We start from the raw sequence: 21,703 nt of genomic DNA, 5'->3' as shown, positions 1-21,703 counted from the left end.
GCGCCGCAGAGTTGCGCTGTTCCTCAAGCCCTCAAACCGAAATGGTCTGACTGAGTTCTGCCCACGAAGGCGTGTTCGGCCACGCAGGCGTCTGCACGCCATCGATCACCCGGCGCAGGTCATGCCGATCAAGCTGCGGCGCAAGTTCAAGCAAGAGCGATCGCGTGTAATCACGCAACACGCCGCCGCGCGGCACCACCGCCCAAGTCACGCATTCGGGCAATTCGGCAGGCGCCGGCCACACGCGCAAGTCCGCGTCATCGACCGGACTCACCGCCATTTCCGCCACCACGCCCATGCCGAGGCCCGCGCGTACATACGTCTTGATCAGATCCGCATCGCGCGCGGTCATCGCCAACTGCGGCGCAAGACCTGCGGCTTCGAAGGTGCGTCGCAATGATGATTCGGGAAAGTTGGCGGACTCATACGTCAATAGCGGCCACTCGGAGAGCGACTTCAAATTGGGCACACCGGACTCGGCCGCCGGATGCGACATCGGCACCAACACCTGACGTCGCCAGCGAAACAAGGGGATAGCAATGCCGTCACCGGGCTCCGCACCACTGGTGCTGATGATGGCCAGATCCGCCTTGCCTTCGCGCAACTGGCCGATCAGTTGCTCATCCGCGGTCGGCTCCAGATGCACGCTGACATTCGGGTAGCGTCGCTTGATCACCTTCACTGCAGCAGGCAAGACGTAGCGTGCCTGCGTATGCGTGGTGGCGATCACCAATCGGCCGGTGCTGTCTGCACGCTGATTGGCGGCGTGGGTGCGGATGTTGGCGACTTCAGCCAGTGCACGGCGAGCATGCACCAGGATCTGCTCGCCTTCCTCGGTCAGCGACTCCAGGCTGCGGCCCTTGCGGATGAAGAGCTGGAAGCCCAAGCGCTGCTCCAGTTGCTTGAGCTGCTTGGACAGGCCGGGCTGGGTGGCATGCACGCGCTCGGCGGCCAGCGTGATGTTGAGTCCGGCATCGACGATGGCGACGAAGTCGCGCAGCTGGGTCAGGGTCATGGGAGGGCCAGAACGATATATATCGTTTCATTCGAATATAGCGATAGGATATATTAAGACAGAAGCCATTGCGCCGCCTGGCTTATGCGCTTTGGTTATAGCAAAAGGTCTGCTGATTACTTCCGGATAGCCAAGCCGACCCGTAGCGTCGGCCACCCGTCCTGATGTTGCCGTCATGCCCGCGCCACTCTTCCCCTTGTTTGCCGATCTACATGGCCGTCCGGTTCTGGTGGTCGGCGGCGGCGCAGTGGCCGAACGCAAGACAAGGGCGCTTCGCGAGGCCGGTGCAGAGATCCGCATTGGCGCGCCGGCACTCACGCCAACGCTCGCCGAATGGGCCGAACTTGGCCTCATCACCCATCTCGAGGGCGAGTTCCAGCCCGCATGGCTAGACGATGTATGGCTGGTCACTGCGGCGACCGATCATGCAGACGTCAACGCCGCGGTGGCCGATGCAGCGAATCGTCGCCGCATCTTTGCCAATGTGGTGGACGATGCAGCCCTGTCCAGCGTGCAAATTCCTGCACGCGTGCAGCGCGGTCCGCTGCAGGTCGCGATCTCCAGCAGCGGTGCCGCGCCGATGTTGGCGCGCCACCTGCGCGAGCGGCTGGAATCCGAACTGGATGAGTCACTGGGGCCACTCGCCCTTTTGCTGCAGCGCTTGCGTCCCCGCATCACAGCGCAACTGCCCGACATCGCCACCCGCCGCCGTTTCTTCGACACGCTGCTGCAAGGCAACGTGCCCGGACTGATTCGCGCTGGCCGGCTTTACGGCGCTACTCGTCAACTGCTGTGCTTGCTCGGCGCACCACGCCAACGCCCCAAGCGCGGCCGTGTCGCGCTGGTGGGCGCGGGCCCTGGTGATGCCGGGTTGCTAACCTTGCGTGGCCTTCGACTGCTGAACCAGGCCGACGTGATCCTGCATGACCGTCTGGTCAGCCCTGAAGTGCTCGCGCTCGCTCGCCGTGACGCCGAATGCATCGAGGTAGGCAAACAGGCGGATGGGCCGTCGATGCGCCAATCAACAATTAACGCCCTGATGCTGGAGCATGCCCTCGCCGGCAAGACCGTCGTGCGATTGAAGGGCGGCGACGCCTTCGTGTTTGGTCGTGGTGGCGAAGAGCTGCAAGCCTTGCGTGCGCACGACATCGATTATGAAGTGGTCCCGGGGATTACCGCGGCCTTGGCCTGCGGCGCGTATGCCGGCATTCCGCTCACCCATCGCGATCATGCCAACAGCTTGCGCCTCTTGACCGCACACGGCGCCAATGGGCCCAGCGAACACGAATGGGCAGACTTGGCGCGGCCTGGCCAGACCTTGGCGGTGTACATGGGCGTGGCTGGATTGGCCAACTTCGCCCAACAACTCATCACGCATGGCCGCGCAGCTGCCACGCCCGCCGCGCTGATCGAAAACGGCAGTCGCCCCGAACAGCGCGTGATCTCCGCGACACTGGACACGCTCCCTGCGCTTGCCCGACAACACGCCGTCGCCAGTCCCGCCCTGCTGGTGGTGGGCGATGTCGCCGCGCATGCCGACACGCTGCACTGGTTTGGCGCAGCGCCGTTGCGCCCCGACCCTGCGGATGAAAAGAAACCATGGCCCGCCCGCGCCGCATAACGACATCCACACGCGCGGGGGCGTAATTTTTTCTTCCTCTCTCCACGAGACACCGACATGACCCGCTACAACAGCATCCTCGATACCATCGGCCGCACGCCCATCGTGAAATTGCAGCGCATCGCGCCTGCCCACGTCACCCTGTATGCGAAGGTCGAATCCTTCAACCCTGGCGGTTCGGTGAAAGACCGTCTCGCCCTCGCCTTGGTGCTGGACGCGGAACGCCGCGGCACGCTCAAGCCCGGCCAGACCATTGTCGAAGCGACCTCCGGCAACACCGGCGTCGCGCTGGCGATGGTGGCCGCCGCGCGCGGTTATCCGTTCGTCGCGGTGATGACCGAGACGTTCTCGGTCGAGCGCCGCAAGTTGATGCGCGCGTACGGCGCAAAGGTGATCCTAACGCCCGCCGCCGAACGCGGCAGCGGCATGGTGCGCAAGGCGCGCGAGTTGGCCGACAAGCACGGCTGGTTCCTCGCCCAACAATTCGATAATCCGGCCAACCCGGCCTATCACCGCCAGACCACCGGCCCGGAAATCCTGCAGGACTTCGCCGGGGATCGCCTCGATTTCTTCGTCACCGGCTGGGGCACGGGCGGCACGCTGACCGGGGCGGGCCAAGTGTTGAAACTGGCCCGCCCCGACATCCAGATCATCGCCTCCGAACCCGCAGGCGCCGCGCTCTTGTCAGGCAACGAATGGCAGCCGCACAAGATCCAGGGCTGGACGCCGGACTTCGTGCCGGGTGTGCTTGATCGTGAGATCGCCGACCGCATCGTGCCGGTGGATGATGCGACAGCCATCGCCACTTCGCGTCGGCTGGCGGCGGAGGAAGGCATCTTCGTCGGCATTTCCGCGGGCGCGACCGTCGCCGCCGCGCTCGAAGTGGCGAAGACCGCGCCGGAAGGCAGCGTGCTCTTGGCGATGCTGCCGGATACCGGCGAGCGTTATCTCTCGACGGTGCTCTTCGAAGGGGTCAACGAAGGGTCGGATGACGAGTGGCTCGCCAGCCTCGGCTAAGCGCCCCGATCACGATGTTGCTGACCAAGGCCTCGCCTCAGTGCGAGGCCTTGTCGCGATGCCAACCGCGATGCTTGATATCGAGCCACAGGCTGTAGCTGGCAGTGAACATCGGGAACAGGTTTTGCAGAATGCCGACCGAATCGTTCTTGCCCCACACGAAATAGCTCAGCGTCATGATGCTGCCGATGATGCTCATGTACCAGAACACGCGCGGTATCACCGGCTTCTTCGCGCGCTTGCTGGCGATGAACTGCACCAGCCAGCGGCTGCCGAACATCAGCGCCCCCACCCAGCCGATCAGCTTCCACGGGCTCATGTGGACGCCCGTCCACTCCAGCCACGAGATCGGCGTGTCCATCACGCTGGGCGCGGTTTGCGCGATGACGGCGAGCAGCGACATCACACTTCCTCGGTACCGCTACGGCGACTGCGGGTGATGAGCCACGCCACGCCGCGCAAATCGCGAATACCGACCAGTGCGCGGTTGAGGTTGTTGTATTTGGACACGCCGCTGGAACGATGGCGATGGTTCACCGGCACGCTCAGCGTCTTCCAGCCCGCACGCTGCATCAGCGCCGGTAGATAACGATGCATGTGATCGAAGTACGGCAGGTCGAGGAAAGCCTCGCGTTCGATCAACTTGATGCCGCAACCGGTGTCCGGCGTGTCATCGCGCAGCATGCGCGAGCGAATCGCATTGGCCCATTTCGACGCCCAGCGCTTGCTGCCTGAGTCTTGTCGGTTCACCCGCCAACCGGCGAAGAGCTTGGTGTCGGGGGAGGCGGCTTCGCGCTGCTCCAGCAGCTTCGGGATGTCCGCGGGGTCGTTCTGGCCATCGCCGTCGAGCGTGGCGATCCACGGCGCGCGTGCAGCCTTGATGCCATTGCGAATCGCGGTGCTTTGCCCGCTGTTGGACAGATGACGGATGACGCGCAATTCCGGCGTCGTCGTTTTTAGTTCGTTGAGCCGCGCGAGTGTCGCGTCCTTCGACAGGTCGTCGACATAGATGATCTCGAACGGCAAGCGTCCGCGCAGCGCGGTAACAATTTCGCCTACCAGCGGCGCGACATTGTCTTCCTCGTTGTAGACCGGCACGACGACCGACAGTTGCGGCGCTTCGCTCATCGACCCCTCACTTCATTGTCTTGTTGCGATGATTCAGGCCGGCTTGCGCAGGCGATCAATCACGCCGTCCAGCGCTTCCAGCGAGCCGTAGTGGATCACCAGCTTGCCGCGCCCGCCGCGTCCGTGCTGCACCGCCACCTTGCTGGCCAGGAGTTCCGACAGCTCATTCTCAAGCGAGGCGATGTCAGCCGATGCCGCCGCAGGCTTGCTGTTACCGCGCTTCTTGGGCATATCGGCGACTTTGCCTGCAGCGAGCTGCTGCACGCGATGTTCCACCTCACGCACGCTCCAGCCTTCGGCGGCGGCCTGGCGCGCCAGCGCGATAGCTGCTTGCGGACCGAGCGACAACAACGCACGCGCGTGCCCCATCTCGATCGCGCGGGTCTGCACCAACACGCGGATTTCGTCGGGCAGCTCAAGCAAACGCAGCAGGTTGGACACGGCCGCGCGCGAACGGCCCACCGCTTCGGCCGCCTGCGCATGGGTGAGATCGAATTCGTCGATCAGTCGCTGCAGGGCCTGCGCTTCTTCTAGCGGATTCAGGTCTTCGCGCTGGATGTTCTCGATCAGCGCCATCGCGACCACGGTGCGATCGTCCAGCTGACGCACCACCGCCGGAATTTCGATCAACCCAGCCAGCTGCGTGGCGCGCCAACGGCGCTCGCCCGCAACGATTTCGTACTTATCCTTGCCGATCGCGCGCACCACGACCGGTTGCACCACGCCCTGCGCTTTGATGGATTCGGCAAGCTCCTTCAGCTTGTCGTCGTCCATGGTGCGGCGTGGCTGGTATTTGCCCGGCTGCAATTGCTTGACCGGCAAGCGCTTGAGCGTGTCGCCGGGCTGCGCTTCCAGCGGCGGCGTCGCGGCAGCGGCCGATGGCCCCAGCAGGGCTTCCAGCCCGCGCCCCAAACCGCGCTTCTTCGTTGCGGCCGGCTTCCCTGTCTTCTTTGCTGCGGTCATTCCGCGTCCTCCTGCTTTCTCGCGCTATCGCGCTCACGCTGGCGGCGGAGCACTTCGCCCGCCAAACCGAGATAGGCCACGCCCCCGCGCGAGGCCTGGTCGTAACCGATGATGCTCTGGCCATGGCTCGGTGCCTCGGCCACGCGCACGTTGCGCGGGATGATGGTGCGGAACACCTGGTCACCGAAATGCTGCACCAATTCAGCCGACACCGCATTGGCCAGGTTGTTGCGCACATCAAACATGGTGCGCAAGACGCCTTCGATCTCCAGCGCCGGGTTGAGCTTTTGTTTCAGCGCATCGATGGTCTGCAAGAGCGCAGTGAGGCCTTCCAGCGCGTAGTACTCGCACTGCATCGGCACCAGCACCGAATCGGCGGCGGTCAGGGCGTTCAGCGTCAACAACGACAACGCCGGCGGGCAATCGATGATGATGAAATCGTAATCGGGGCGCACCTGGTCGATGGCGCGTTTCAGGCGCTGTTCGCGGCCTGCTTCGTCCATCAGTGCGATTTCTGCGGCAGTGAGATCGGTATTGCCGGGAATAAGGTCGAAGGCTTCCTCGCCCCGCACGATGGCATCGCGCACATCCACCTCTTCCAGCAGCACGTCGCAGGTGGAATGCGCGACCTCGCGCTTGTCCACACCGCTGCCCATGGTCGCGTTGCCCTGCGAATCCAGGTCGATCAGCAGCACACGCTTGGGCGTGCGCGCCAAGGCCGCGGCCAGGTTGACCGCCGTGGTCGTCTTGCCGACGCCGCCTTTCTGATTGGCAATCGCGATGACTCGCGCCATGAGGGGGTCCCGATGAAAGCAGCGCCAGCCGAAACCGGCGCAGGACTTTCCATTATGCCCTCGCCGGGCCGCGCTTACCTGCCGCGTTCGACCACGGCCAGTTGGCGGGTCGCATCCAGCCCCGGCACGTGCAGCTCGTGCACGGCCGCCAAGCGCCAGCCTGCGGGCAATGCCGCGGCTTCTTCGGCCACGGTACCGGCCTTCATGGCGAGTAACTGCCCGCCCGGGGCAAGCAAATGCCCGCCCACTTCGATGATGCGGTCCAGCGTTGCCAGCGCCCGCGCGGTGATCACGGTGTAGGCTCCGGGCTCGGCCAAGGCCTCGGCGCGGCTTTCGGCCACCCGAGCATTGGACAGCTTCAGCGTGCGCACCGCCTCACGCAGGAAGCGCGCCTTCTTGCCGTTGGATTCGACCAGGGTCACCGTGCAACCGGGCCGCGCGATGGCGAGCGGAATGCCCGGCAGGCCTGGCCCGGTACCGAGATCGGCCAGCGGCGCATCCGGCACATAGGGCGCCATCACCAGCGAATCCAGCAGGTGCCTGGTCACCATTTCGCGTGGATCGCGGATCGCGGTCAGGTTGTAGGTGGCGTTCCAGCGCACGAGCAAGGCCAGATAGACGAGCAGGGGCGGCGCGAGCGCAGCGTCATCCAGCGACAGCGCACGCAGGCCATCGCGGAGGGTCGGTTCGATGTCGGGGGGCAGGGTCGATGCCGTCATCCGGGCATTATCGCAGCGCCCGATTCAGGTGCGGGCAGCGGATGCCAGGCGATGGCGGCAATGAAGCCCGATGCCGGCACCAACTCCATGAACCGCCAATCCTCCGACCGGCCCAATGCTGGATCGCAATCAGCCAAACGCAGCCCGTGCGCACCTTCGACAAAACGCAGTCGGTCCAATCCGAACGACAGACCATGCCCATGCGCCTTCAGCACGGCCTCTTTTGCGCACCACAGGCGCAGGAACGCGCTTTCGGCCGCGTCATCCCCCAGCTCATCCAGCCAGACCTGTTCATCCGCGTGGAAGTAGCGCCGTGCAAGCGCGCGCGCACTCGGGCGCGGACGCAGACGCTCTAGATCGCAACCCAGGCGCAGACCTTCGCCGCAAGTGACCAGCAACTGATCGCCGCTATGGCTCCAGCTGGCGTCGAAATCCTGCATCGGCGCGATCATTCGAGGACGACATCGGCTATCCCGCCTTAATGGCAATGCAGCGACATCCACCTGCCATTGTTCAGCCAGCCAGGCGCTGGCAGCGGGCTCGGCAGGCGTACGCGGCGGCAGGTGCAGCAAGGTATGGCGAGGCGTCATCGCACAAGCCTAACGTGCGGCGGCGGCGGAAATGCGCGAAGCTTATGCACTTCTTGAAATAAACGGGACAGGGAATGTCGGCGCAGTGGCAGGAACAGGCGATGCCCATCGATGCGGGTTTGTCATTGATCACCGGCAACAAGGCGGACTTGCTGTTTTGTGGCGCGTCACCTCTGACCCGCGAGGAGTTCCTGCAACGCGTGCATGCGCTCGCCGTGCGACTGCCCGATGCACCTTATGCGATCAACCTGTGTGAGCGTCGCGATCATTTCATCGTCGGTTTTTGCGCCGCCTTGCTGCGTGGGCAGGTGACACTGTTGCCGCCGTCTCGCGCGGCGGGCGTAGTCGATGATGTGGCGATGCGTCACCCGGGCAGCTATCGAATGGGCGATGCGGGCAGTGCCCTGCTCTGCGATCTATACGTAAACGATGCGCCGATAGATGCCGACATCGCCGCTACCATGCAGGACATCAACCTATCAGTTCCACATGATCGCCTGGCGATGATCGGTTTCACTTCAGGCTCTACCGGCTCGCCTTCGGCAAATCCCAAGACCTGGGGCGCGTTGGTGCATACCAATACCGCCAACCTGCATGCACTCGACGAGCTGTTTGATGGCGGCAATGCCGCGATCATCGCCACTGTGCCGCCGCAGCATATGTACGGCATGGAGATGTCGGTGTTGATGCCGATGCTGGGCCCTTACGCCGTGCACTCGGGGCGCCCGTTCTTTCCGCACGATATCGCTACTGCTTTGTCGGAAGTGGAAGCCCCCCGTCTGCTGGTCACCACCCCCGTGCACTTGCGCGCGCTCATCGAAGCCGGCATCGACCTGCCCCCGCTCGCCGCCATCGTGACTGCCACCGCGCCTTTGTCCATTGACTTGGCAAGCCGCGCTGAAAACAAATTCGGCTGCGAAGTGCACGAGTTGTTTGGCTCCACCGAAACCTGCGTTATCGCCCAGCGCCGCACCTCGCGTGAGGAAGCCTGGCATTTGTTCGAAGACGTGCACCTCCACCCGCAACCCGATGGCACGCGTGTAGAGCGACCGTCGCTTCCATCGCCATTGCTATTGGCGGACTTGGTGGAACTGGTCGATGAAGGACGCGGCTTCCTCCTGCGCGGACGTCAAGCCGACTTGCTTGAAATCGCCGGCAAGCGTGCATCCCTGGGCGACTTGACCAGGCGCCTGCAGTCGATCGAAGGCGTGCGCGATGCCGCGATGTTGCAGGTCGATGCCGATGCCTCTGGCGTGCGACGACTGTTCGCGATCGTGGCCGCCGATGCCGCGGTGAACGATGCAGCGATTCTTGATGCGCTGCGTCAATCCACAGATCCGGTGTTCTTGCCGCGTCGCATCATTCGCGTCGATGCCTTGCCACGCAACGACACTGGCAAACTGCCACGCGATGCTTTGCTCCAATTAATCTCGCGGCGTTGAGTCTCCACGATTGCGGTACCGCTAGGATCAGCCTGACTGAATGCGTTGCTTTTGTTACGGCCGCATACAGCGATTCGTGACGCTTCCATCACGCCGCACGCAGCAGACTGTGAAGGCCCCGATTGACAGGGGTTACATCTCAAGCACCCTCATTCCTGTTGCGGAGAAAAGACACAATGATCAATTTCATCATCTGGCTGGTCGTGGGCGGCATCATCGGTTGGCTTGCCAGCATCGTCATGAAGCGTGATGCACAGCAAGGCATCTTCCTGAACATCATCGTCGGCATCGTCGGTGCATTCCTGGGCGGCTTCCTCGCCAACATGCTCGGCATTGGCGGTGGCGACATCAACAGCGGCAACCTCTCGGTTCCGAGCCTGCTGATCTCGTTCATCGGCGCCGTGGTGCTGCTCCTGATCGTCAACATGTTCACCCGCGGTCGCGCTCGCTGATCGCTGCATTGCTGATGAAACTAAGAGGCCCGGCAATGCCGGGCTTCTTTTTTGCGCGATGGTTCGACGCGCCATCGATCTCGCGGCTTACCCCAACAACCCCAACTCCACCCATGCGGGCGCGTGATCGCTCGGGCGCTCCCAGGTGCGTGGCTCACGATCGATGCCGGAGTCTTTCACATCGGCTTTCAACGCATCGGACACCAAGGTCAGGTCGATGCGCAATCCCAGGTTGCGCCGGAACGCCGCCTGCCGGTAATCCCACCAGCTGAACACGCCGGCATCGTCGTGATGCAGGCGAAAGGCATCGTGTAGCCCTAACGACTTCAAGCGATCCAACGCGTCACGTTCCGCGCGCGAGGTGAGTATGTGCTCGTCGTTCCAGACCTCGGCATCGGGCACATCGCGGTCATCCGGCGCGATGTTGAAGTCGCCCATCACCACCATGTTCGGCCAACGCTTGACATCCTCGGACAACCAAGCGTGCACGGCATCGAGCCAACGCAATTTGTAGGCGTATTTGTCGGTACCGACATCCTGCCCATTGACCACGTACAGATTGACGATACGCACGCCGTCCACGGTCGCGGCGATGACGCGGCGCTGTTCGTCATCGAAACCGGGGATGCCACGCTGCACGTCCTCCAACTCGCCCCGCTTGGCCAACAGCGCGACGCCGTTATAGGTCTTCTGCCCGCTGAAGGCGATCTCATACCCGGCCTCGCGCAGAGCATCGGCTGGAAACTTGGCGTCTTCCAGCTTGGTTTCCTGCAGGCCCACGACATCTGGCGCAAAGGTTTCCAGCCATTGCAACAGGTGCGGCAGGCGCACATTGAGCGAATTCACGTTCCAGCTGGCGATCTTCATCCCGTGAGTGTACGAAACCACGGTGGCATGATGTGCAAATGAATGATCGAAGCGACATCATCGACCTGCGCAGTGACACCGTGACCCAACCCTGCACGGGCATGCGCCAAGCCATGCTTGAGGCTGAAGTCGGCGATGACGTGTACGGCGAAGACCCGACCGTCATCGCGCTGCAAAAGCGCGTAGCAAACGATCTTGGTTTCGAGGCTGCACTCTGGTGCCCGACCGGTACCCAGGCAAATCTCGTTGCCATGCTTGCACACTGCGCGCGCGGCGATGAATACCTGGTCGGGATGGAAGCGCATACTTACAAATACGAGGGCGGCGGTGCGGCGGTGCTCGGCTCCATCCAGCCGCAGCCAATCCCGCAAGCAGATGACGGCACGATGGATCTCGGCGTGGTCGAACGCGCGATCAAACCCATCGACCCGCACTTCGCACGTACGCGTTTGCTATGCCTTGAAAATACCTGGATGGGCCGCGCGCTGCCGCTGGATTACTTGGCGGATGTGCGTGGGCTCTGTGATCGCCGCGGCCTGGCGCTGCATCTGGATGGCGCACGCCTGTACAACGCAGCCTGTGCGTCAGAGGTCGCTCCGCGCGAGATCACTCGCCATTTCGATAGCGTGTCGGTGTGTTTGTCGAAAGGCCTGGGCGCACCGGCGGGCTCCGTTTTGGCCGGCAGCGCGAAGCTGATCGATGTCACGAAACGCTGGCGCAAGGTATGCGGAGGCGGCATGCGCCAAGTCGGCATCCTCGCTGCTGCAGGTTTGTATGCGCTCGACCACAACGTGACGCGGCTGGCCGACGATCACGCACGCGCCGCGCGTCTTGCAGCAGGTCTGCGCGATGTGACCTCGATTCGCGTCGATGCATGCCATACCAACATGGTCTTCATCGAAGTGCCTGCGGACCGCTTGCAAGCGCTCGCCACGCATCTCGAAGCCCACGGCATCCGCGCCTCCATCGGTTATTTGCCGCAAGTGCGCTTGGTGACCCATCTGGATATCAGCGACGCCGATATCGACCGCGCCATCCACGTCTTCCAATCCTTCAACTGAATTGAACGCCATGCCCAATATTCGCTCTTATCTCGACCAACTCCCGCAGCTCGGCCAGCGCGTCTACATCGATGAAGCCGCGCGCGTGATCGGCGATGTGGTGCTGGGTGATGACGTGTCCGTCTGGCCATTCACGGTCATTCGTGGCGACGTGAATTATGTGCACATCGGTGATCGCACCAATGTGCAGGACGGCACGGTAATCCACGTCAGCCATGATGGCCCACATGCGAAATTGGGCGGCTTTGCCACGGTGATCGGCGCGGACTGCACCATCGGCCACAAGGCGATCGTGCATGCCTGCCGGATCGAGGATGCGTGCCTGGTCGGCATGGGCTCGGTCGTGCTCGATGGCGCGGTGATCCAGAAGCACGGTTTCCTTGGGGCGGGCGCATTGCTGCCGCCCGGCAAGGTGATGGGCGAAGGCGAGATGTGGCTGGGTGCACCGGCGAAATTCGCACGAAAATTATCCGATGCCGAGATCGAGGCGCTGTTCTATTCCGCCGGCCATTACGTAAAGCTCAAGGACGAATACCTGAGTGGAAAACGCCGCGAAATTTAAGGCGCGGTCGCGATTTCCAGTGCGACGAGAATCGACATCGCCTCATCACGACTGTCGCCGCACATCGTCACGCAGGGCTTAAGTGAAGCGCAAAAAGCCGGCCGCGACGGATCGCCAAACAGGCGACATCGCAAACCCTCATCCAGGTTCACGCACCGGACGCCCGCTGGCTTGCCATGCGGCATCCCAGGTAGTGGCGTGTTGATCGAAGGTGCGATGCAGCAGGCGCCACATCTTGCGCGGCACTCCATTAGCGTCGCTTGCCGCGACCCGCGGCCACCGCAAGCCCCAGCAACAGCACACCCACGAATTCCGCAATGGTCAATGCGCCGCCGATAAGCGCATGGCCAAGCGCTTGCATTTCAATGCCCGTCTCAATCGCACGCCAACGTAGCCAACCGTAGAGCAGGGGCGTTGCCACGACGACAAAGGCGTATAGGCCCAGCCCCGCCCAGGCCAACCGCCGCGTGCTGCCCTCCAACGACACACCACGCCAACACACCAGCAACACGGTGGTCACGATTGCCATCAACACCCACTTCGGTGCGTGGCTGACGACCAATGAGAAATACAGTGAGTCCGGCGACATCGCTCAGCCCCGCCCCGTCGACATGCGCAGCTGCGCATACACTGGCTCGGTATCCGGGCGCTGTCCATGCCAGACCTCAAAGGCATCAGCCGCTTGTTCGACCAGCATTCCCAGGCCGTCGAACGCTTGCTGCACGCCATGTTGATGCGCCCAAGCCATGAACGAGAGCGCGGCGCGTCCGTAGTTGAGATCCACGCAAACGGTATCGGCACGCGGCATGAGGTCGGGCAATGTCGGCAGCACGCCATCATGGCCGGCGGATGTCGCCTGCACGATCAAATCGAACTCACCCATACCGGTGATTTCGCGCAAGGTGCAGGCGCGCGTGCGCTCGGTGTCGCCCAGACGATCGATCAAATCGTAGGCACGGCTGCGCGTGCGGTTGGCAACGACCAACTGGCTTATGCCGGCATCCAGCAGAGCCGGGGCCACCCCTTGCGCCGCACCGCCAGCTCCCAGCATCAACACCCGCATGTCGTGCAGATCCAGGCCGCGACGATCGCGCAAATCACGCACCAGGCCGCTGCCATCGGTGTTGTCGCCGTGCCAGACGCCATCGCGCAGCACCAAAGTATTGGCGACACCCGCACGCCGCGCGCGCGGACTGAGGATGTGGGCAAGGCCTGCGGCCTCCGCCTTGTCCGGCACGGTCACATTCGCGCCCAATCCGCCGGCCGCGGCGAACCGCGCCAATGTCGCCGCCAACCCGATCTCCTCTGTATCCAGCGCCACATATGTCAGTGCCAGGCCGGTTTGCTGGCCGAAGGCCGCATGAATCCGCGGCGACAGCGATTGCGTTACAGGGTGGCCGAGGACGGCGTAATGGGGGATGCTCATGCCCTCATCGTAACCAGCCCGGAGCCCCCATGCCGATGGCGATTCGCCGCACCACCCTTCTGCTCGCACTGGCGGGCGCCACCGCCGGTACTGCCTGGGCCTTGGCTGCCTTTGGTATCGAAGGCCGTGGCGTGGTCTCGACCGCCGATAGTGAGATCCGCGGCAGCGTCCGCCCCGACGGCCAACGCATCGTCTGGGGCAGCCCCGACCGCAAGGGCGGCCCCGGTGGTTGGGATTTGTGGCAGGCGGACCTGAAGGACGGACGCTGGCAGGAGGCGCGACCCGTGCCGCTCAGCACGAGCGATAAAGACTTCGATCCGATGTTCAGCGCAGACGGCAAATGGATCTATTTCTTCTCCGATCGCCCCGGTGGTTATGGCGGGGATGATCTCTACCGCGCCGAATTGCTGGCCGATGGCCGTTACGGGCCTGCGCGCAATCTAGGTGCAACGGTGAATAGCGCGGGCAACGAATGGGCACCGACGCCCAGCTTCGATGGCAAGACACTGATGTTCTCCAGCGACCGTGCGGGTGGCGCAGGCAAGCAAGACCTGTATGCCGCGAGATGGGATGGTCGCAGCTTCATCAAACCCGAACCGCTGCCCGGCGTGAACACCGCAAATGATGAGTTCGATGCTGCCTTCCTCGACCACGGTCGCGCCCTGATTTACGCGCAGTCCATCGATGGCAACGAAGCGCCGATCCAGCTGTTTCTGGCCGAATGCGATGGCAAGACCTATGTCACCCGCGGGCCGTTGCCGCTCTCGTTCAACACCAATACCGACTACACCCTGTCGCCCGTCGTGGATTGGTCCAAGCCGAAGGAGATGCTGGTGTCTGGCGCCGCGCCAGAATTGCGCATGGGCGGGCGCGACCTCTACCGCCTTGCGGTGCCGCGCACGCAAGGCAAGGACGGCTGTATCTGATCGGCGCTCAGGCCAGCGAACGCTGGTAGCAATGCTGGGTTTTTTCGAGCTGGTAGCCAATAGCCGGATAGAAGTCATGGCTGCCGGAACGCGTCAGGCTGGAACGCACGCGAACGCGAGGCACGCCTCGTCGCGCGGCCCAGGCTTCGACCGCTGCCACCAATTGCGTGCCGACACCCTGCCTGCGGCAGTCATCGTCCACGACCAGTGACATCAACTCGATAAGCTCGCCGAAATGCAGCAGGACGCGATGCTCAGCGGCAACGAAACCACAAGGCTCACTCGACAAGCCATCATCACTGGTGTCGCGCTCGGCCACGAACACGGCGTGGTGTGCATGGTCAAGAATGCGCTTGAGCCGCTGCGGCATACCTTCCAGATCCACCGCGCCGCCCAACTGTTCGGCCAGACGCGTGATCACCGGGATGTCTTCGAGGGTGGCGCGACGGACCCTCATGCCTCACGCAACCAGCGCGCCGCATCCAGCGCGAAATAGGTGAGGATGCCGTCCGCGCCCGCGCGCTTGATGCTGGTCAGCGCCTCCAGCGCGGTGGCTCGTTCGTCGAGCCAGCCGTTCTGAGCCGCCGCTTTCAACATCGCGTACTCACCACTGACTTGGTAGACGAAGGTCGGCACGCCGAATTCGTCCTTCACCCGACGCACGATGTCCAGATACGGCAGGCCCGGCTTCACCATCACCATGTCCGCGCCTTCACCGATGTCCAGATCGACTTCGCGCAGCGCTTCGTCGCTATTGGCTGGATCCATCTGATAGGTGTATTTGTCCGCCTTGCCGAGTGCGCTGGCCGAGCCCACTGCATCGCGGAACGGGCCGTAGAACGCGCTGGCGTACTTGGCGCTGTAGGCCAGGATGCGCGTATGGATGAAGTTTTCAGACTCCAGCTCCGCGCGGATCGCGCCGATACGGCCATCCATCATGTCGCTGGGGGCGACCACATCCGCGCCGGCCCGTGCATGCGAGAGCGCTTGCTTCACCAGTGCGTCGACGGTTTCATCGTTCATGACGTAACCGGTCTCGTCCAGCAAACCGTCCTGCCCATGCGAGGTGTAGGGGTCGAGTGCGACATCGGTGATGACGCCCAACTCGGGGAAGTGCGACTTCAACGCACGCACGGCGCGTTGGCACAGGCCGTCATCATCCCATGCGGCTTCGGCGGTAAGCGATTTTGCATCCGGCGCAGTGACCGGGAACAAGGCGATGGCGGGGATGCCGAGTTCGGACATCTCCTCGCCCACTTTCAACAACTCGTCGATGGAGAGGCGTTCGATGCCAGGCATCGAGCCAACCGGCGCGCGGCCTTCAAGCTCATGGACGAAGACCGGATAGATCAGGTCGTTGTGGGTGAGGACGGTCTCGCGCATCAGGCGGCGCGAGAAAGCATCGCGGCGCATCCGCCGCGGTCGCGTGTAGGGATAGCTCATGCGGACATTTTACGCCCAGCGGGCGATGACGCGCCTCGCCTTAGAGCAAACCGCCGCCGATCGACAGGCGAATTGCGCCCACCAAGATGGCGATCAGGTTGATCCACAGGCCGGCCTTGGCGCGGCCACGGTTTTCCGCGCGGGTGAAGACCAGGCCGATCGCCGCGATGATCGCGCCGACGGCGGCGAACGGGATCATGAACCAGTTACCCCAACCCAGCAGCGGGATCAATGACAGCACCATCCACAGCAAAGCCACGACACCCCAAATGATGCTGATCACACCCATCGACCCGCTCCTGTTTGAATGATGTGTCGCGCGATGCGAAACCGCGCGATTGAAATTTTAAGTGCGTTAGCCGTGCACGCCGTCGATTTCGATGGCGAGTTCACGCCGACAAATCGCTGCATGCAGCAACACGCGCGGCACCCGATCACCGAAACGCGCGTCGAGGGCCTCGGCGACCAGCGGCAGGTCCGCGGCATCCCGCACATAGACCTTGAGGCGCGTGCCCGGCCCGAACATGCTTGGCAGCGCCGGTTGCCGCGTGCGTGCGGCCTCCAGCAAGGCATCAAAGTTGCGGAAGGTTTCCTCGATCTGTGCCTGCAGCTCGCCATCGTGTTGCGAGGCGTGCCCGACGACCGCGGCGGTGCCCGAGAGCAGCATCGGCATCTGGTCCACGGTCGGCGGCAACATCGCACGGGCAAAGCTGGGCGACTGCGGACCGTACTGGCGCGGATAACGGTAGGCGCTGACCTGACGCGGGTTTTCAACCGGCTTGCCCGGTGCTTTGGCCGCCAGCCAATATACCTGCAGCACGCGCTGGTCATCGCAACGACCAATCGCGGTGGCTGCAGGCAACAACTCGGTTTCGAATTGGCCCAGGCCCTGCGCGCGTCCGACACAAAACTGCCGATAGCGCTCGGCATCGCCTTCGCCCAAGGTGATTGCGTCAAGGTAATTCCAAATGCGCAGCATGTGCGGGAAGCCGCGCGCACTCACGAACCCGGTCATCGCGGCATAGGCGGTACGCGCGGCCTCGGCGATACCGCCAGCACCTTCCTCCACCTCAATCACACCGAACAGCAATTCACCATCGCTGGACCAACGGATCTCGCCATCCCACCCCGAGGCCACCTCGCCATTGCCGCGCCAGACTTCCAGCGGGGCCGGCCCATGCGGTGCCAGTGGCACCCGCAGATAACGCGGATCGTCCACGCCCGGCGCACCCGGGCCAAAGCCGAACACCGCCAACACGTCGGGCTGGGCCAGATGCTCATGCAACTGGGCCGCATCGACGTAATCCACCCGCAGATGTGGCACGGGCAACTGTGTGTGCATCGCGTGTTGCGTCATCCTTGCAGCGTCTCCTCGCGCATTTCCACGGCCACCTGGCGCCTACGTCGGCGCCAATCCCGCCACGCCGAGGGTGCCATGCCCAGTGCAGTCAGCGCGTAAAGGGCGCGGAACAGCCGCAGACGCCGCAGCACGGGCCGCGCATCGAACACATCCCCGGCCAACATCGACACCACTGCACGCTCAATACCCAGGAAATCGCGAGGATTGGAGAACAGCGACTTCATGGTCGGCGAGGTGAAGCGGTAGATAAACCATTTGAATTCATCCAGCCCCGCATCGAACTCACGCTGTAGCTTGCGCTGCAATTGGGCCTCACGAGCGGGCTGTTGCAGGATGGCATCCACCATCTCCGCGGATTTTTCCGCGCTGTGCATGGCCAGGAACACGCCGGACGAGAACATCGGATCGACGAAAGAATACGCATCGCCCATCAATGTCCAATGGCGGCCATGCATTCGCGTGCATTCGTAGGTGTAATTGCCGGTGACATGCACCGGCGCGATGCGCTCGGCACCCTGCATGCGCCAGGCCATCTCGGGGATCGTCTCAACGGTCTGCAGCATGAAGGTTTCGATGTCGCCGCGGCGGGTCTTCAAGTACTCCGGCTGGCACACCACACCCACGCTGGTGCTGCCGTCGCGCAGCGGGATCAACCAGGCCCAGCCATGCGCGTGCCGATAGATGCTGACATTGCCGGCATGACGGCCTTCTCGATGCGTCGCGCCTCGGTAGTGACTGAACACCGCGGCCGAGGCGTGCTTCGCGTTTTTGCGCTTGAGCTTGAGCTTGCCGCCCAGGAAGGTGTCGCGGCCACTGGCATCCAGGAGATACCGCGGCTGCCAGGTGTGATCGCCCGCATGCACGGTGATCTGACCGTCATCGGCAAAGTCGACGCGGTCCACGCCCAGGCCATCGCGTGCATCGACACCGGATTCGCGCGCATGCTCGAACAAGACCTGGTCAAACTCTTCACGCTTTACCTGGAAGGCGAACTTGGGCGACTCGCGCAAGGTGCGACCGAAATCGAACACGTTGAAGCTGCCGTCATCGGCCGGAAAATCCGCACCGAGCTTGAGCAAGCCCACTTCGCGGACCTTTTCCAGCACACCCAGGCGCTCGAGGATCGGCATGTTGAGCGGCAACAGCGACTCGCCGATATGGAACCGCGGGTGCACGGCTTTTTCCAGCATGACCACACGCCAGCCTTTTTGCGCCAGCAAGGTCGCGGCGCAGCTGCCGGCCGGCCCCCCGCCGATCACCAAGGCGTCGCAAGGCTGGGGCGAGGTATTTTTTTGTTCAGGATGTTGCATCGAAAACCTCTTCCCGCGGCGTCCTGGCATGCGGGGACTGGCGCGGATGATAACGTGCGCTTAACCTTTCACGATGGCGCAGCCTGCGCCTGTGTCACTGAATCCGAATGGAAGCCCGCTGATGTCCTCCCAAACCGAAGCCGAACGCGAACTGGCCGAACTCCTGGTCGAAAGCCTTAACCTGGACGATGTCTCGCCTGAATCCATTGATCCGGAAGCGCCGCTGTTCAATACCGGCCTGGGTCTAGACTCCATCGATGCGCTCGAACTGGCCCTCGCCATCTCCAAGAAGTACGGCTTCCAGTTGCGCTCGGACAACGAGGACAACCGTCGCATCTTCGCCTCGCTGCGCGCGCTCTCCGAGCACATCCAGCAACACCGCACCGCCTGACCGCCGTGTCGGGCCGCACTAGCGCAGCATCTCCGGCATGGTTCGCGGCGGTGCGGCCGGTACTGGCCTTTAGCTACCTCAGCCTGTCTCACCTGGCGACCGCACGTGACAGCCATGCGCTGGCAGCGCTGGCGGTGGGCATGATCGTGTTGCTCTTGCTGGCCGAGCCCCTATGGCATCGCCGTCCTTGGGCGATCGCATTAGCCGCCATCGCTGGCATCGCCTTGTGGCAACTGAAAGATTCGGCCCATATCCATATCGCGCTGTTGTTGATGCCGGTGATCTTCCTACTGTTGTTGGCGTGGTTGTTCGGGCGCACCTTGATGCCCGGCCACGTCCCGGTGATCAGCAAGATCGTTCGCGCGCTTGAAGGCGGCGATAGCGAGGCGATGATGGCCGAGCTCGACCGCTATACCCGCGGCCTGACCACCATCTGGACGGTCGTGTTCATCGCCATGGCCCTGATCAACCTGGCTTTGGCCCTGATCGCCAGCCCCGGCGGCTTGCTCGCCCGCGCAGGCATCGATTCGGCCTGGTCGATCAGCGACAGCCAATGGTCGTGGTTTGCCAACTGGCTGAACTACGGCCTGGTCGGCGCGGTGTTCGCCATCGAATTCGCCTACCGCAAGCGCCGTTTTCCCGGGCGTTACAAGAACGTCGCGGACTTCTTCCGTCGCATGGCGGCGCTTGGGCCGGCCTTCTGGCGGGATCTGTTCAAATGAGCGCCGTATCCTTGCCCCATGAGTGATGTCGCATCGATCCGCGTGCCCTTGTGCATCGCCGCCTCGCACCCCTGTCTGTCCGGCCACTTCCCGGGTCAGCCGGTGGTGCCTGGCGTCGTCATTCTCGATGCCGTACAGCAGGCAATCGAAGTAAAAGCCGGCGCGTTGCCGCCGCTGCGCCTGCCACAAGTGAAGTTCGTGCAGCCCCTGCTGCCGGGGGAATCTGCGGAAATCGTCGCCGATAGCACGGCACCGGGCCGATGGCGCTTTCGCGTGGTGCGCGGCGACAACCTGCTGGCTAGCGGCGAGATGGTCGTTACATGAACGCACCGGTGAACGACTGGAAGGCGCGCCCGGAAGGTGGAGGCTTGTTTGCCCTGTGGCTGATCCGCACCATCGCCAAGCGTCTGGGGCGCCGCGTTGCACGGCCGCTGTTGTGGCCGATCACCGCCTACTTCCTGATCAAGCGCGGCCCCGAGCGTCGTGCGTCGCGTGCGTATCTCACACGCGTACTCGGCCGCCCCGCCACGTGGTGGGATGGCGCGAAACATGTGCACACGTTTGCATCAACCATCCTGGATCGCGTGTTTTTGCTGGGAGGCGACCTGAACCGTTTCGACGTCACCATCAATCGCGTGGAGGAAGTGCACGATTTGTTGGATGAAGGGCGCGGCGTGTTGCTGTTCGGCTCACACCTCGGCAGTTTCGATGTATTGCGCGTGCTGGCCACGCGTCGCCCCGACTACGTGATCCGCGTAGTGCTGGACAAAGGCCAGAGCCCGGCCTTGATGAAGTTGCTCGACGCCCTGAACCCGACCCTCGCCGCCAGCGTCATCGATGCCGCACAAGATGGCCCAAGCGTGGTGATGGCGATGAAGCAGGCCCTCGACGAAGGCGCATTGGTCGCGATGCTGGTCGATCGCGCCCGCCCCGATGAACCCGCACTGTCCGCACCTTTTTTGGGGGGCGTGGCCCGCTTTCCAACCACACCGTGGTTGATCGCTGCCGCCCTCAAAGTGCCCGTGGTGCTGGGCTTTGGCTTGTACCGGGGCCGCAATCGCTACGACCTGTGCTTCGAAGCGTTCGAGCCGAATGCGCTGGATGTCCCGCGCAGCTCGCGGGCGCAGGCGCTGGCCTTGCTCATCCGCCGTTATGCATCGCGTCTGGAAACTATGACCCGTGATGCGCCTTACAACTGGTTCAACTTCTATGACTTCTGGGCTGATGATGAAAACCCGCAAGACGCGCCCTTGGATGATGCTGCCGTGCAGCGTCGCACTGCTTTGCGTCGCGACGGGAACGGCGTGGGCACAAGCAGCGAACAGCGTCGATAGCGGCTGGATCTTGTCCAAGCTGGCGCAGCCAACACCGATGCGCACCAACTTCGTCGAAGTGCGCAGCTCTCGCCTGCTGAAGAACCCGTTGCGTCTGTACGGCGAATACCGCCGCCCCGATGACAAAACGATGATCCGCGACGTGCGTGCGCCCTACGGCGAAACCACCACCATTCGCGGCGATCAAGTCACGATTGCGCGCGCCGCCAAGTCGCCGCGCACGTTTTCGATGTCGCGCGCCCCCCAACTGGCCGGCATGCAAGCAAGCTTCGGTGCATTGCTCAGTGGCGATGAGCGTGCCATCGCCCGCGACTTCACCCTGACGACGACCGGCACGCGCGCTCAGTGGCGGATGCAGATGCTTCCGAAGCAGGCCGCGCTCAAGCAATACGTCCGCGACATCACACTATATGGCCGGGGCAGCGAACTGCGCTGCATCGAAACGCGCGCCGTTAAGGGCGAAGAAGTGCAGCGCACGCTGCTGGCCAGCGCCGCACGCAGCGTGACCGCAGCTACGACACTGGATAAGCTGGTGATGCTCTGCCAACAAGGCAGCTGAT

Annotated in this window: 28 protein-coding genes; 12 read left to right on the top strand and 16 right to left on the bottom strand. The window is 63.4% G+C overall.

Annotated features, from left to right (window positions below; all coding sequences use genetic code 11):
• Nucleotides 1-31: 31 nt before the first annotated feature.
• Nucleotides 32-1,015, bottom strand: a complete 984-nt coding sequence (locus BW989_RS05165; RefSeq protein WP_076586011.1) for a LysR substrate-binding domain-containing protein — start codon at nt 1,013-1,015, stop codon at nt 32-34.
• Nucleotides 1,016-1,190: 175 nt separating this feature from the next.
• On the opposite strand from BW989_RS05165, the gene cysG reads away from it, so the two are divergent.
• Together cysG and cysK are read left to right on the top strand one after the other, a co-directional pair.
• A complete protein-coding gene (gene cysG, locus BW989_RS05160) occupies nt 1,191-2,636 on the top strand; it encodes a siroheme synthase CysG (protein ID WP_076586009.1) in 1,446 nt (481 codons plus the stop codon).
• A gap of 57 nt (nt 2,637-2,693) precedes the next feature.
• Nucleotides 2,694-3,653, top strand: coding sequence for a cysteine synthase A (gene cysK / locus BW989_RS05155; protein ID WP_076586008.1), 960 nt, complete (start codon nt 2,694-2,696; stop codon nt 3,651-3,653).
• Between the two features lie 37 nt (nt 3,654-3,690).
• Here cysK and BW989_RS05150 read toward each other — a convergent pair whose 3' ends face one another.
• From BW989_RS05150 to BW989_RS05125, 6 genes are all read right to left on the bottom strand, one after another.
• A complete protein-coding gene (locus BW989_RS05150) occupies nt 3,691-4,014 on the bottom strand; it encodes a lipid-A-disaccharide synthase N-terminal domain-containing protein (RefSeq protein WP_129582850.1) in 324 nt (107 codons plus the stop codon).
• Between the two features lie 41 nt (nt 4,015-4,055).
• Complete coding sequence (locus BW989_RS05145; protein ID WP_076586006.1) at nt 4,056-4,781, bottom strand: glycosyltransferase family 2 protein; 726 nt, start codon at nt 4,779-4,781, stop codon at nt 4,056-4,058.
• Nucleotides 4,782-4,814: 33 nt separating this feature from the next.
• Complete coding sequence (locus BW989_RS05140) at nt 4,815-5,744, bottom strand: ParB/RepB/Spo0J family partition protein (protein WP_076586004.1); 930 nt, start codon at nt 5,742-5,744, stop codon at nt 4,815-4,817.
• Nucleotides 5,741-6,538: a ParA family protein gene (locus BW989_RS05135; protein WP_076586002.1), complete on the bottom strand. Its 798-nt coding sequence runs from the start codon at nt 6,536-6,538 to the stop codon at nt 5,741-5,743. The genes BW989_RS05140 and BW989_RS05135 overlap by 4 nt, the downstream gene beginning before the upstream one ends.
• 74 nt (nt 6,539-6,612) lie before the next feature.
• Nucleotides 6,613-7,257 (bottom strand): 16S rRNA (guanine(527)-N(7))-methyltransferase RsmG, encoded by a 645-nt coding sequence (rsmG, locus tag BW989_RS05130; RefSeq protein ID WP_076586000.1) that lies wholly within the window; start codon nt 7,255-7,257, stop codon nt 6,613-6,615.
• Nucleotides 7,254-7,847, bottom strand: a complete 594-nt coding sequence (locus tag BW989_RS05125) for a 4'-phosphopantetheinyl transferase family protein (protein ID WP_083688248.1) — start codon at nt 7,845-7,847, stop codon at nt 7,254-7,256. Before BW989_RS05125 ends, rsmG begins: the two co-directional genes overlap by 4 nt.
• Before the next feature lie 74 nt (nt 7,848-7,921).
• On the opposite strand from BW989_RS05125, the gene BW989_RS05120 reads away from it, so the two are divergent.
• Nucleotides 7,922-9,289, top strand: a complete 1,368-nt coding sequence (locus tag BW989_RS05120; protein ID WP_076585995.1) for an AMP-binding protein — start codon at nt 7,922-7,924, stop codon at nt 9,287-9,289.
• Nucleotides 9,290-9,468: 179 nt separating this feature from the next.
• Nucleotides 9,469-9,741, top strand: coding sequence for a GlsB/YeaQ/YmgE family stress response membrane protein (locus tag BW989_RS05115; protein WP_076586487.1), 273 nt, complete (start codon nt 9,469-9,471; stop codon nt 9,739-9,741).
• A gap of 87 nt (nt 9,742-9,828) precedes the next feature.
• On the opposite strand, the gene xth is transcribed toward BW989_RS05115, so the two are convergent.
• Nucleotides 9,829-10,608, bottom strand: coding sequence for an exodeoxyribonuclease III (gene xth, locus BW989_RS05110; RefSeq protein ID WP_076585993.1), 780 nt, complete (start codon nt 10,606-10,608; stop codon nt 9,829-9,831).
• Nucleotides 10,609-10,646: 38 nt separating this feature from the next.
• Here xth and ltaE point away from each other — a divergent pair, with 38 nt between their 5' ends.
• Both ltaE and BW989_RS05100 read left to right on the top strand, forming a co-directional pair.
• Entirely contained in the window at nt 10,647-11,669 is a 1,023-nt protein-coding gene (gene ltaE, locus BW989_RS05105; RefSeq protein ID WP_129582819.1) for a low-specificity L-threonine aldolase, read from the top strand.
• A 10-nt stretch (nt 11,670-11,679) separates the two neighbouring features.
• On the top strand, nt 11,680-12,231 hold the full coding sequence (locus BW989_RS05100; protein WP_076586485.1) for a gamma carbonic anhydrase family protein: 552 nt from the start codon (nt 11,680-11,682) through the stop codon (nt 12,229-12,231).
• On the opposite strand, the gene BW989_RS12785 is transcribed toward BW989_RS05100, so the two are convergent.
• Genes BW989_RS12785 through aroE form a run of 3 tightly spaced genes read right to left on the bottom strand, consistent with a single transcriptional unit; the run spans nt 12,228 to nt 13,657 of the window.
• Nucleotides 12,228-12,482 (bottom strand): YkgJ family cysteine cluster protein, encoded by a 255-nt coding sequence (locus BW989_RS12785; protein ID WP_076585991.1) that lies wholly within the window; start codon nt 12,480-12,482, stop codon nt 12,228-12,230. The two genes, BW989_RS05100 and BW989_RS12785, sit on opposite strands and share 4 nt — an antisense overlap.
• On the bottom strand, nt 12,482-12,820 hold the full coding sequence (locus BW989_RS12575; protein ID WP_076585989.1) for a hypothetical protein: 339 nt from the start codon (nt 12,818-12,820) through the stop codon (nt 12,482-12,484). The genes BW989_RS12785 and BW989_RS12575 overlap by 1 nt, the downstream gene beginning before the upstream one ends.
• A 3-nt stretch (nt 12,821-12,823) precedes the next feature.
• Complete coding sequence (aroE, locus tag BW989_RS05085; RefSeq protein WP_076585987.1) at nt 12,824-13,657, bottom strand: shikimate dehydrogenase; 834 nt, start codon at nt 13,655-13,657, stop codon at nt 12,824-12,826.
• Nucleotides 13,658-13,692: 35 nt separating this feature from the next.
• On the opposite strand from aroE, the gene BW989_RS05080 reads away from it, so the two are divergent.
• Complete coding sequence (locus BW989_RS05080) at nt 13,693-14,583, top strand: TolB family protein (RefSeq protein WP_076586481.1); 891 nt, start codon at nt 13,693-13,695, stop codon at nt 14,581-14,583.
• A 7-nt stretch (nt 14,584-14,590) separates the two neighbouring features.
• Here BW989_RS05080 and BW989_RS05075 read toward each other — a convergent pair whose 3' ends face one another.
• From BW989_RS05075 to BW989_RS05055, 5 genes are all read right to left on the bottom strand, one after another.
• Nucleotides 14,591-15,040, bottom strand: coding sequence for a GNAT family N-acetyltransferase (locus BW989_RS05075; RefSeq protein WP_076585985.1), 450 nt, complete (start codon nt 15,038-15,040; stop codon nt 14,591-14,593).
• Nucleotides 15,037-16,026, bottom strand: coding sequence for a porphobilinogen synthase (hemB, locus tag BW989_RS05070; RefSeq protein WP_076585982.1), 990 nt, complete (start codon nt 16,024-16,026; stop codon nt 15,037-15,039). Before hemB ends, BW989_RS05075 begins: the two co-directional genes overlap by 4 nt.
• 40 nt (nt 16,027-16,066) lie before the next feature.
• Nucleotides 16,067-16,315 (bottom strand): hypothetical protein, encoded by a 249-nt coding sequence (locus tag BW989_RS05065; protein ID WP_076585980.1) that lies wholly within the window; start codon nt 16,313-16,315, stop codon nt 16,067-16,069.
• 66 nt (nt 16,316-16,381) lie between these two features.
• Nucleotides 16,382-17,383 carry a chorismate transformation FkbO/Hyg5 family protein gene (locus BW989_RS05060; RefSeq protein ID WP_165688558.1) on the bottom strand — a complete coding sequence of 334 codons (1,002 nt, stop codon included), beginning with the start codon at nt 17,381-17,383 and terminating at the stop codon, nt 16,382-16,384.
• Entirely contained in the window at nt 17,380-18,696 is a 1,317-nt protein-coding gene (locus BW989_RS05055) for an NAD(P)/FAD-dependent oxidoreductase (protein ID WP_076585978.1), read from the bottom strand. The genes BW989_RS05060 and BW989_RS05055 overlap by 4 nt, the downstream gene beginning before the upstream one ends.
• Nucleotides 18,697-18,817: 121 nt before the next feature.
• Between BW989_RS05055 and BW989_RS05050 the strand changes: the two genes are divergently transcribed.
• The 5 genes from BW989_RS05050 to BW989_RS05030 are packed head-to-tail and all read left to right on the top strand — an operon-like array spanning nt 18,818 to nt 21,702.
• Nucleotides 18,818-19,087: a phosphopantetheine-binding protein gene (locus tag BW989_RS05050; protein WP_076586477.1), complete on the top strand. Its 270-nt coding sequence runs from the start codon at nt 18,818-18,820 to the stop codon at nt 19,085-19,087.
• 5 nt (nt 19,088-19,092) lie between these two features.
• Nucleotides 19,093-19,809, top strand: a complete 717-nt coding sequence (locus BW989_RS05045; protein ID WP_076585976.1) for a COG4648 family protein — start codon at nt 19,093-19,095, stop codon at nt 19,807-19,809.
• Between the two features lie 42 nt (nt 19,810-19,851).
• Nucleotides 19,852-20,133: an ApeI family dehydratase gene (locus BW989_RS05040; RefSeq protein ID WP_425476649.1), complete on the top strand. Its 282-nt coding sequence runs from the start codon at nt 19,852-19,854 to the stop codon at nt 20,131-20,133.
• A complete protein-coding gene (locus tag BW989_RS05035; RefSeq protein ID WP_076585972.1) occupies nt 20,130-21,143 on the top strand; it encodes a lysophospholipid acyltransferase family protein in 1,014 nt (337 codons plus the stop codon). Before BW989_RS05040 ends, BW989_RS05035 begins: the two co-directional genes overlap by 4 nt.
• Nucleotides 21,034-21,702: a LolA-related protein gene (locus BW989_RS05030; RefSeq protein ID WP_341349900.1), complete on the top strand. Its 669-nt coding sequence runs from the start codon at nt 21,034-21,036 to the stop codon at nt 21,700-21,702. Before BW989_RS05035 ends, BW989_RS05030 begins: the two co-directional genes overlap by 110 nt.
• Nucleotide 21,703 lies beyond the last annotated feature (1 nt).

Origin of the sequence: Solilutibacter tolerans (genome assembly GCF_900155935.1) — a bacterium.
Lineage (GTDB): Bacteria > Pseudomonadota > Gammaproteobacteria > Xanthomonadales > Xanthomonadaceae > Solilutibacter > Solilutibacter tolerans.
The sequence above is the reverse complement of the archived record's forward strand: the minus strand, read 5'-3'. Positions and strand labels throughout refer to the sequence as shown.

Excerpts from the sequence above, each read along its gene's own strand:
- BW989_RS05165 (WP_076586011.1), bottom strand. The coding sequence starts at position 1,015 with ATGACCCTGACCCAGCTGCGCGACTTCGTCGCCATCGTCGATGCCGGA.
- cysG (WP_076586009.1), top strand. The coding sequence starts at position 1,191 with ATGCCCGCGCCACTCTTCCCCTTGTTTGCCGATCTACATGGCCGTCCG.
- cysK (WP_076586008.1), top strand. The coding sequence starts at position 2,694 with ATGACCCGCTACAACAGCATCCTCGATACCATCGGCCGCACGCCCATC.
- BW989_RS05150 (WP_129582850.1), bottom strand. The coding sequence starts at position 4,014 with ATGGACACGCCGATCTCGTGGCTGGAGTGGACGGGCGTCCACATGAGC.
- BW989_RS05145 (WP_076586006.1), bottom strand. The coding sequence starts at position 4,781 with ATGAGCGAAGCGCCGCAACTGTCGGTCGTCGTGCCGGTCTACAACGAG.
- BW989_RS05140 (WP_076586004.1), bottom strand. The coding sequence starts at position 5,744 with ATGACCGCAGCAAAGAAGACAGGGAAGCCGGCCGCAACGAAGAAGCGC.
- BW989_RS05135 (WP_076586002.1), bottom strand. The coding sequence starts at position 6,538 with ATGGCGCGAGTCATCGCGATTGCCAATCAGAAAGGCGGCGTCGGCAAG.
- rsmG (WP_076586000.1), bottom strand. The coding sequence starts at position 7,257 with ATGACGGCATCGACCCTGCCCCCCGACATCGAACCGACCCTCCGCGAT.
- BW989_RS05125 (WP_083688248.1), bottom strand. The coding sequence starts at position 7,847 with ATGACGCCTCGCCATACCTTGCTGCACCTGCCGCCGCGTACGCCTGCC.
- BW989_RS05120 (WP_076585995.1), top strand. The coding sequence starts at position 7,922 with ATGTCGGCGCAGTGGCAGGAACAGGCGATGCCCATCGATGCGGGTTTG.
- xth (WP_076585993.1), bottom strand. The coding sequence starts at position 10,608 with ATGAAGATCGCCAGCTGGAACGTGAATTCGCTCAATGTGCGCCTGCCG.
- ltaE (WP_129582819.1), top strand. The coding sequence starts at position 10,647 with ATGAATGATCGAAGCGACATCATCGACCTGCGCAGTGACACCGTGACC.
- BW989_RS05100 (WP_076586485.1), top strand. The coding sequence starts at position 11,680 with ATGCCCAATATTCGCTCTTATCTCGACCAACTCCCGCAGCTCGGCCAG.
- BW989_RS12785 (WP_076585991.1), bottom strand. The coding sequence starts at position 12,482 with ATGGAGTGCCGCGCAAGATGTGGCGCCTGCTGCATCGCACCTTCGATC.
- BW989_RS12575 (WP_076585989.1), bottom strand. The coding sequence starts at position 12,820 with ATGTCGCCGGACTCACTGTATTTCTCATTGGTCGTCAGCCACGCACCG.
- aroE (WP_076585987.1), bottom strand. The coding sequence starts at position 13,657 with ATGAGCATCCCCCATTACGCCGTCCTCGGCCACCCTGTAACGCAATCG.
- BW989_RS05080 (WP_076586481.1), top strand. The coding sequence starts at position 13,693 with ATGGCGATTCGCCGCACCACCCTTCTGCTCGCACTGGCGGGCGCCACC.
- BW989_RS05075 (WP_076585985.1), bottom strand. The coding sequence starts at position 15,040 with ATGAGGGTCCGTCGCGCCACCCTCGAAGACATCCCGGTGATCACGCGT.
- hemB (WP_076585982.1), bottom strand. The coding sequence starts at position 16,026 with ATGAGCTATCCCTACACGCGACCGCGGCGGATGCGCCGCGATGCTTTC.
- BW989_RS05065 (WP_076585980.1), bottom strand. The coding sequence starts at position 16,315 with ATGGGTGTGATCAGCATCATTTGGGGTGTCGTGGCTTTGCTGTGGATG.
- BW989_RS05060 (WP_165688558.1), bottom strand. The coding sequence starts at position 17,383 with ATGACGCAACACGCGATGCACACACAGTTGCCCGTGCCACATCTGCGG.
- BW989_RS05055 (WP_076585978.1), bottom strand. The coding sequence starts at position 18,696 with ATGCAACATCCTGAACAAAAAAATACCTCGCCCCAGCCTTGCGACGCC.
- BW989_RS05050 (WP_076586477.1), top strand. The coding sequence starts at position 18,818 with ATGTCCTCCCAAACCGAAGCCGAACGCGAACTGGCCGAACTCCTGGTC.
- BW989_RS05035 (WP_076585972.1), top strand. The coding sequence starts at position 20,130 with ATGAACGCACCGGTGAACGACTGGAAGGCGCGCCCGGAAGGTGGAGGC.
- BW989_RS05030 (WP_341349900.1), top strand. The coding sequence starts at position 21,034 with ATGATGAAAACCCGCAAGACGCGCCCTTGGATGATGCTGCCGTGCAGC.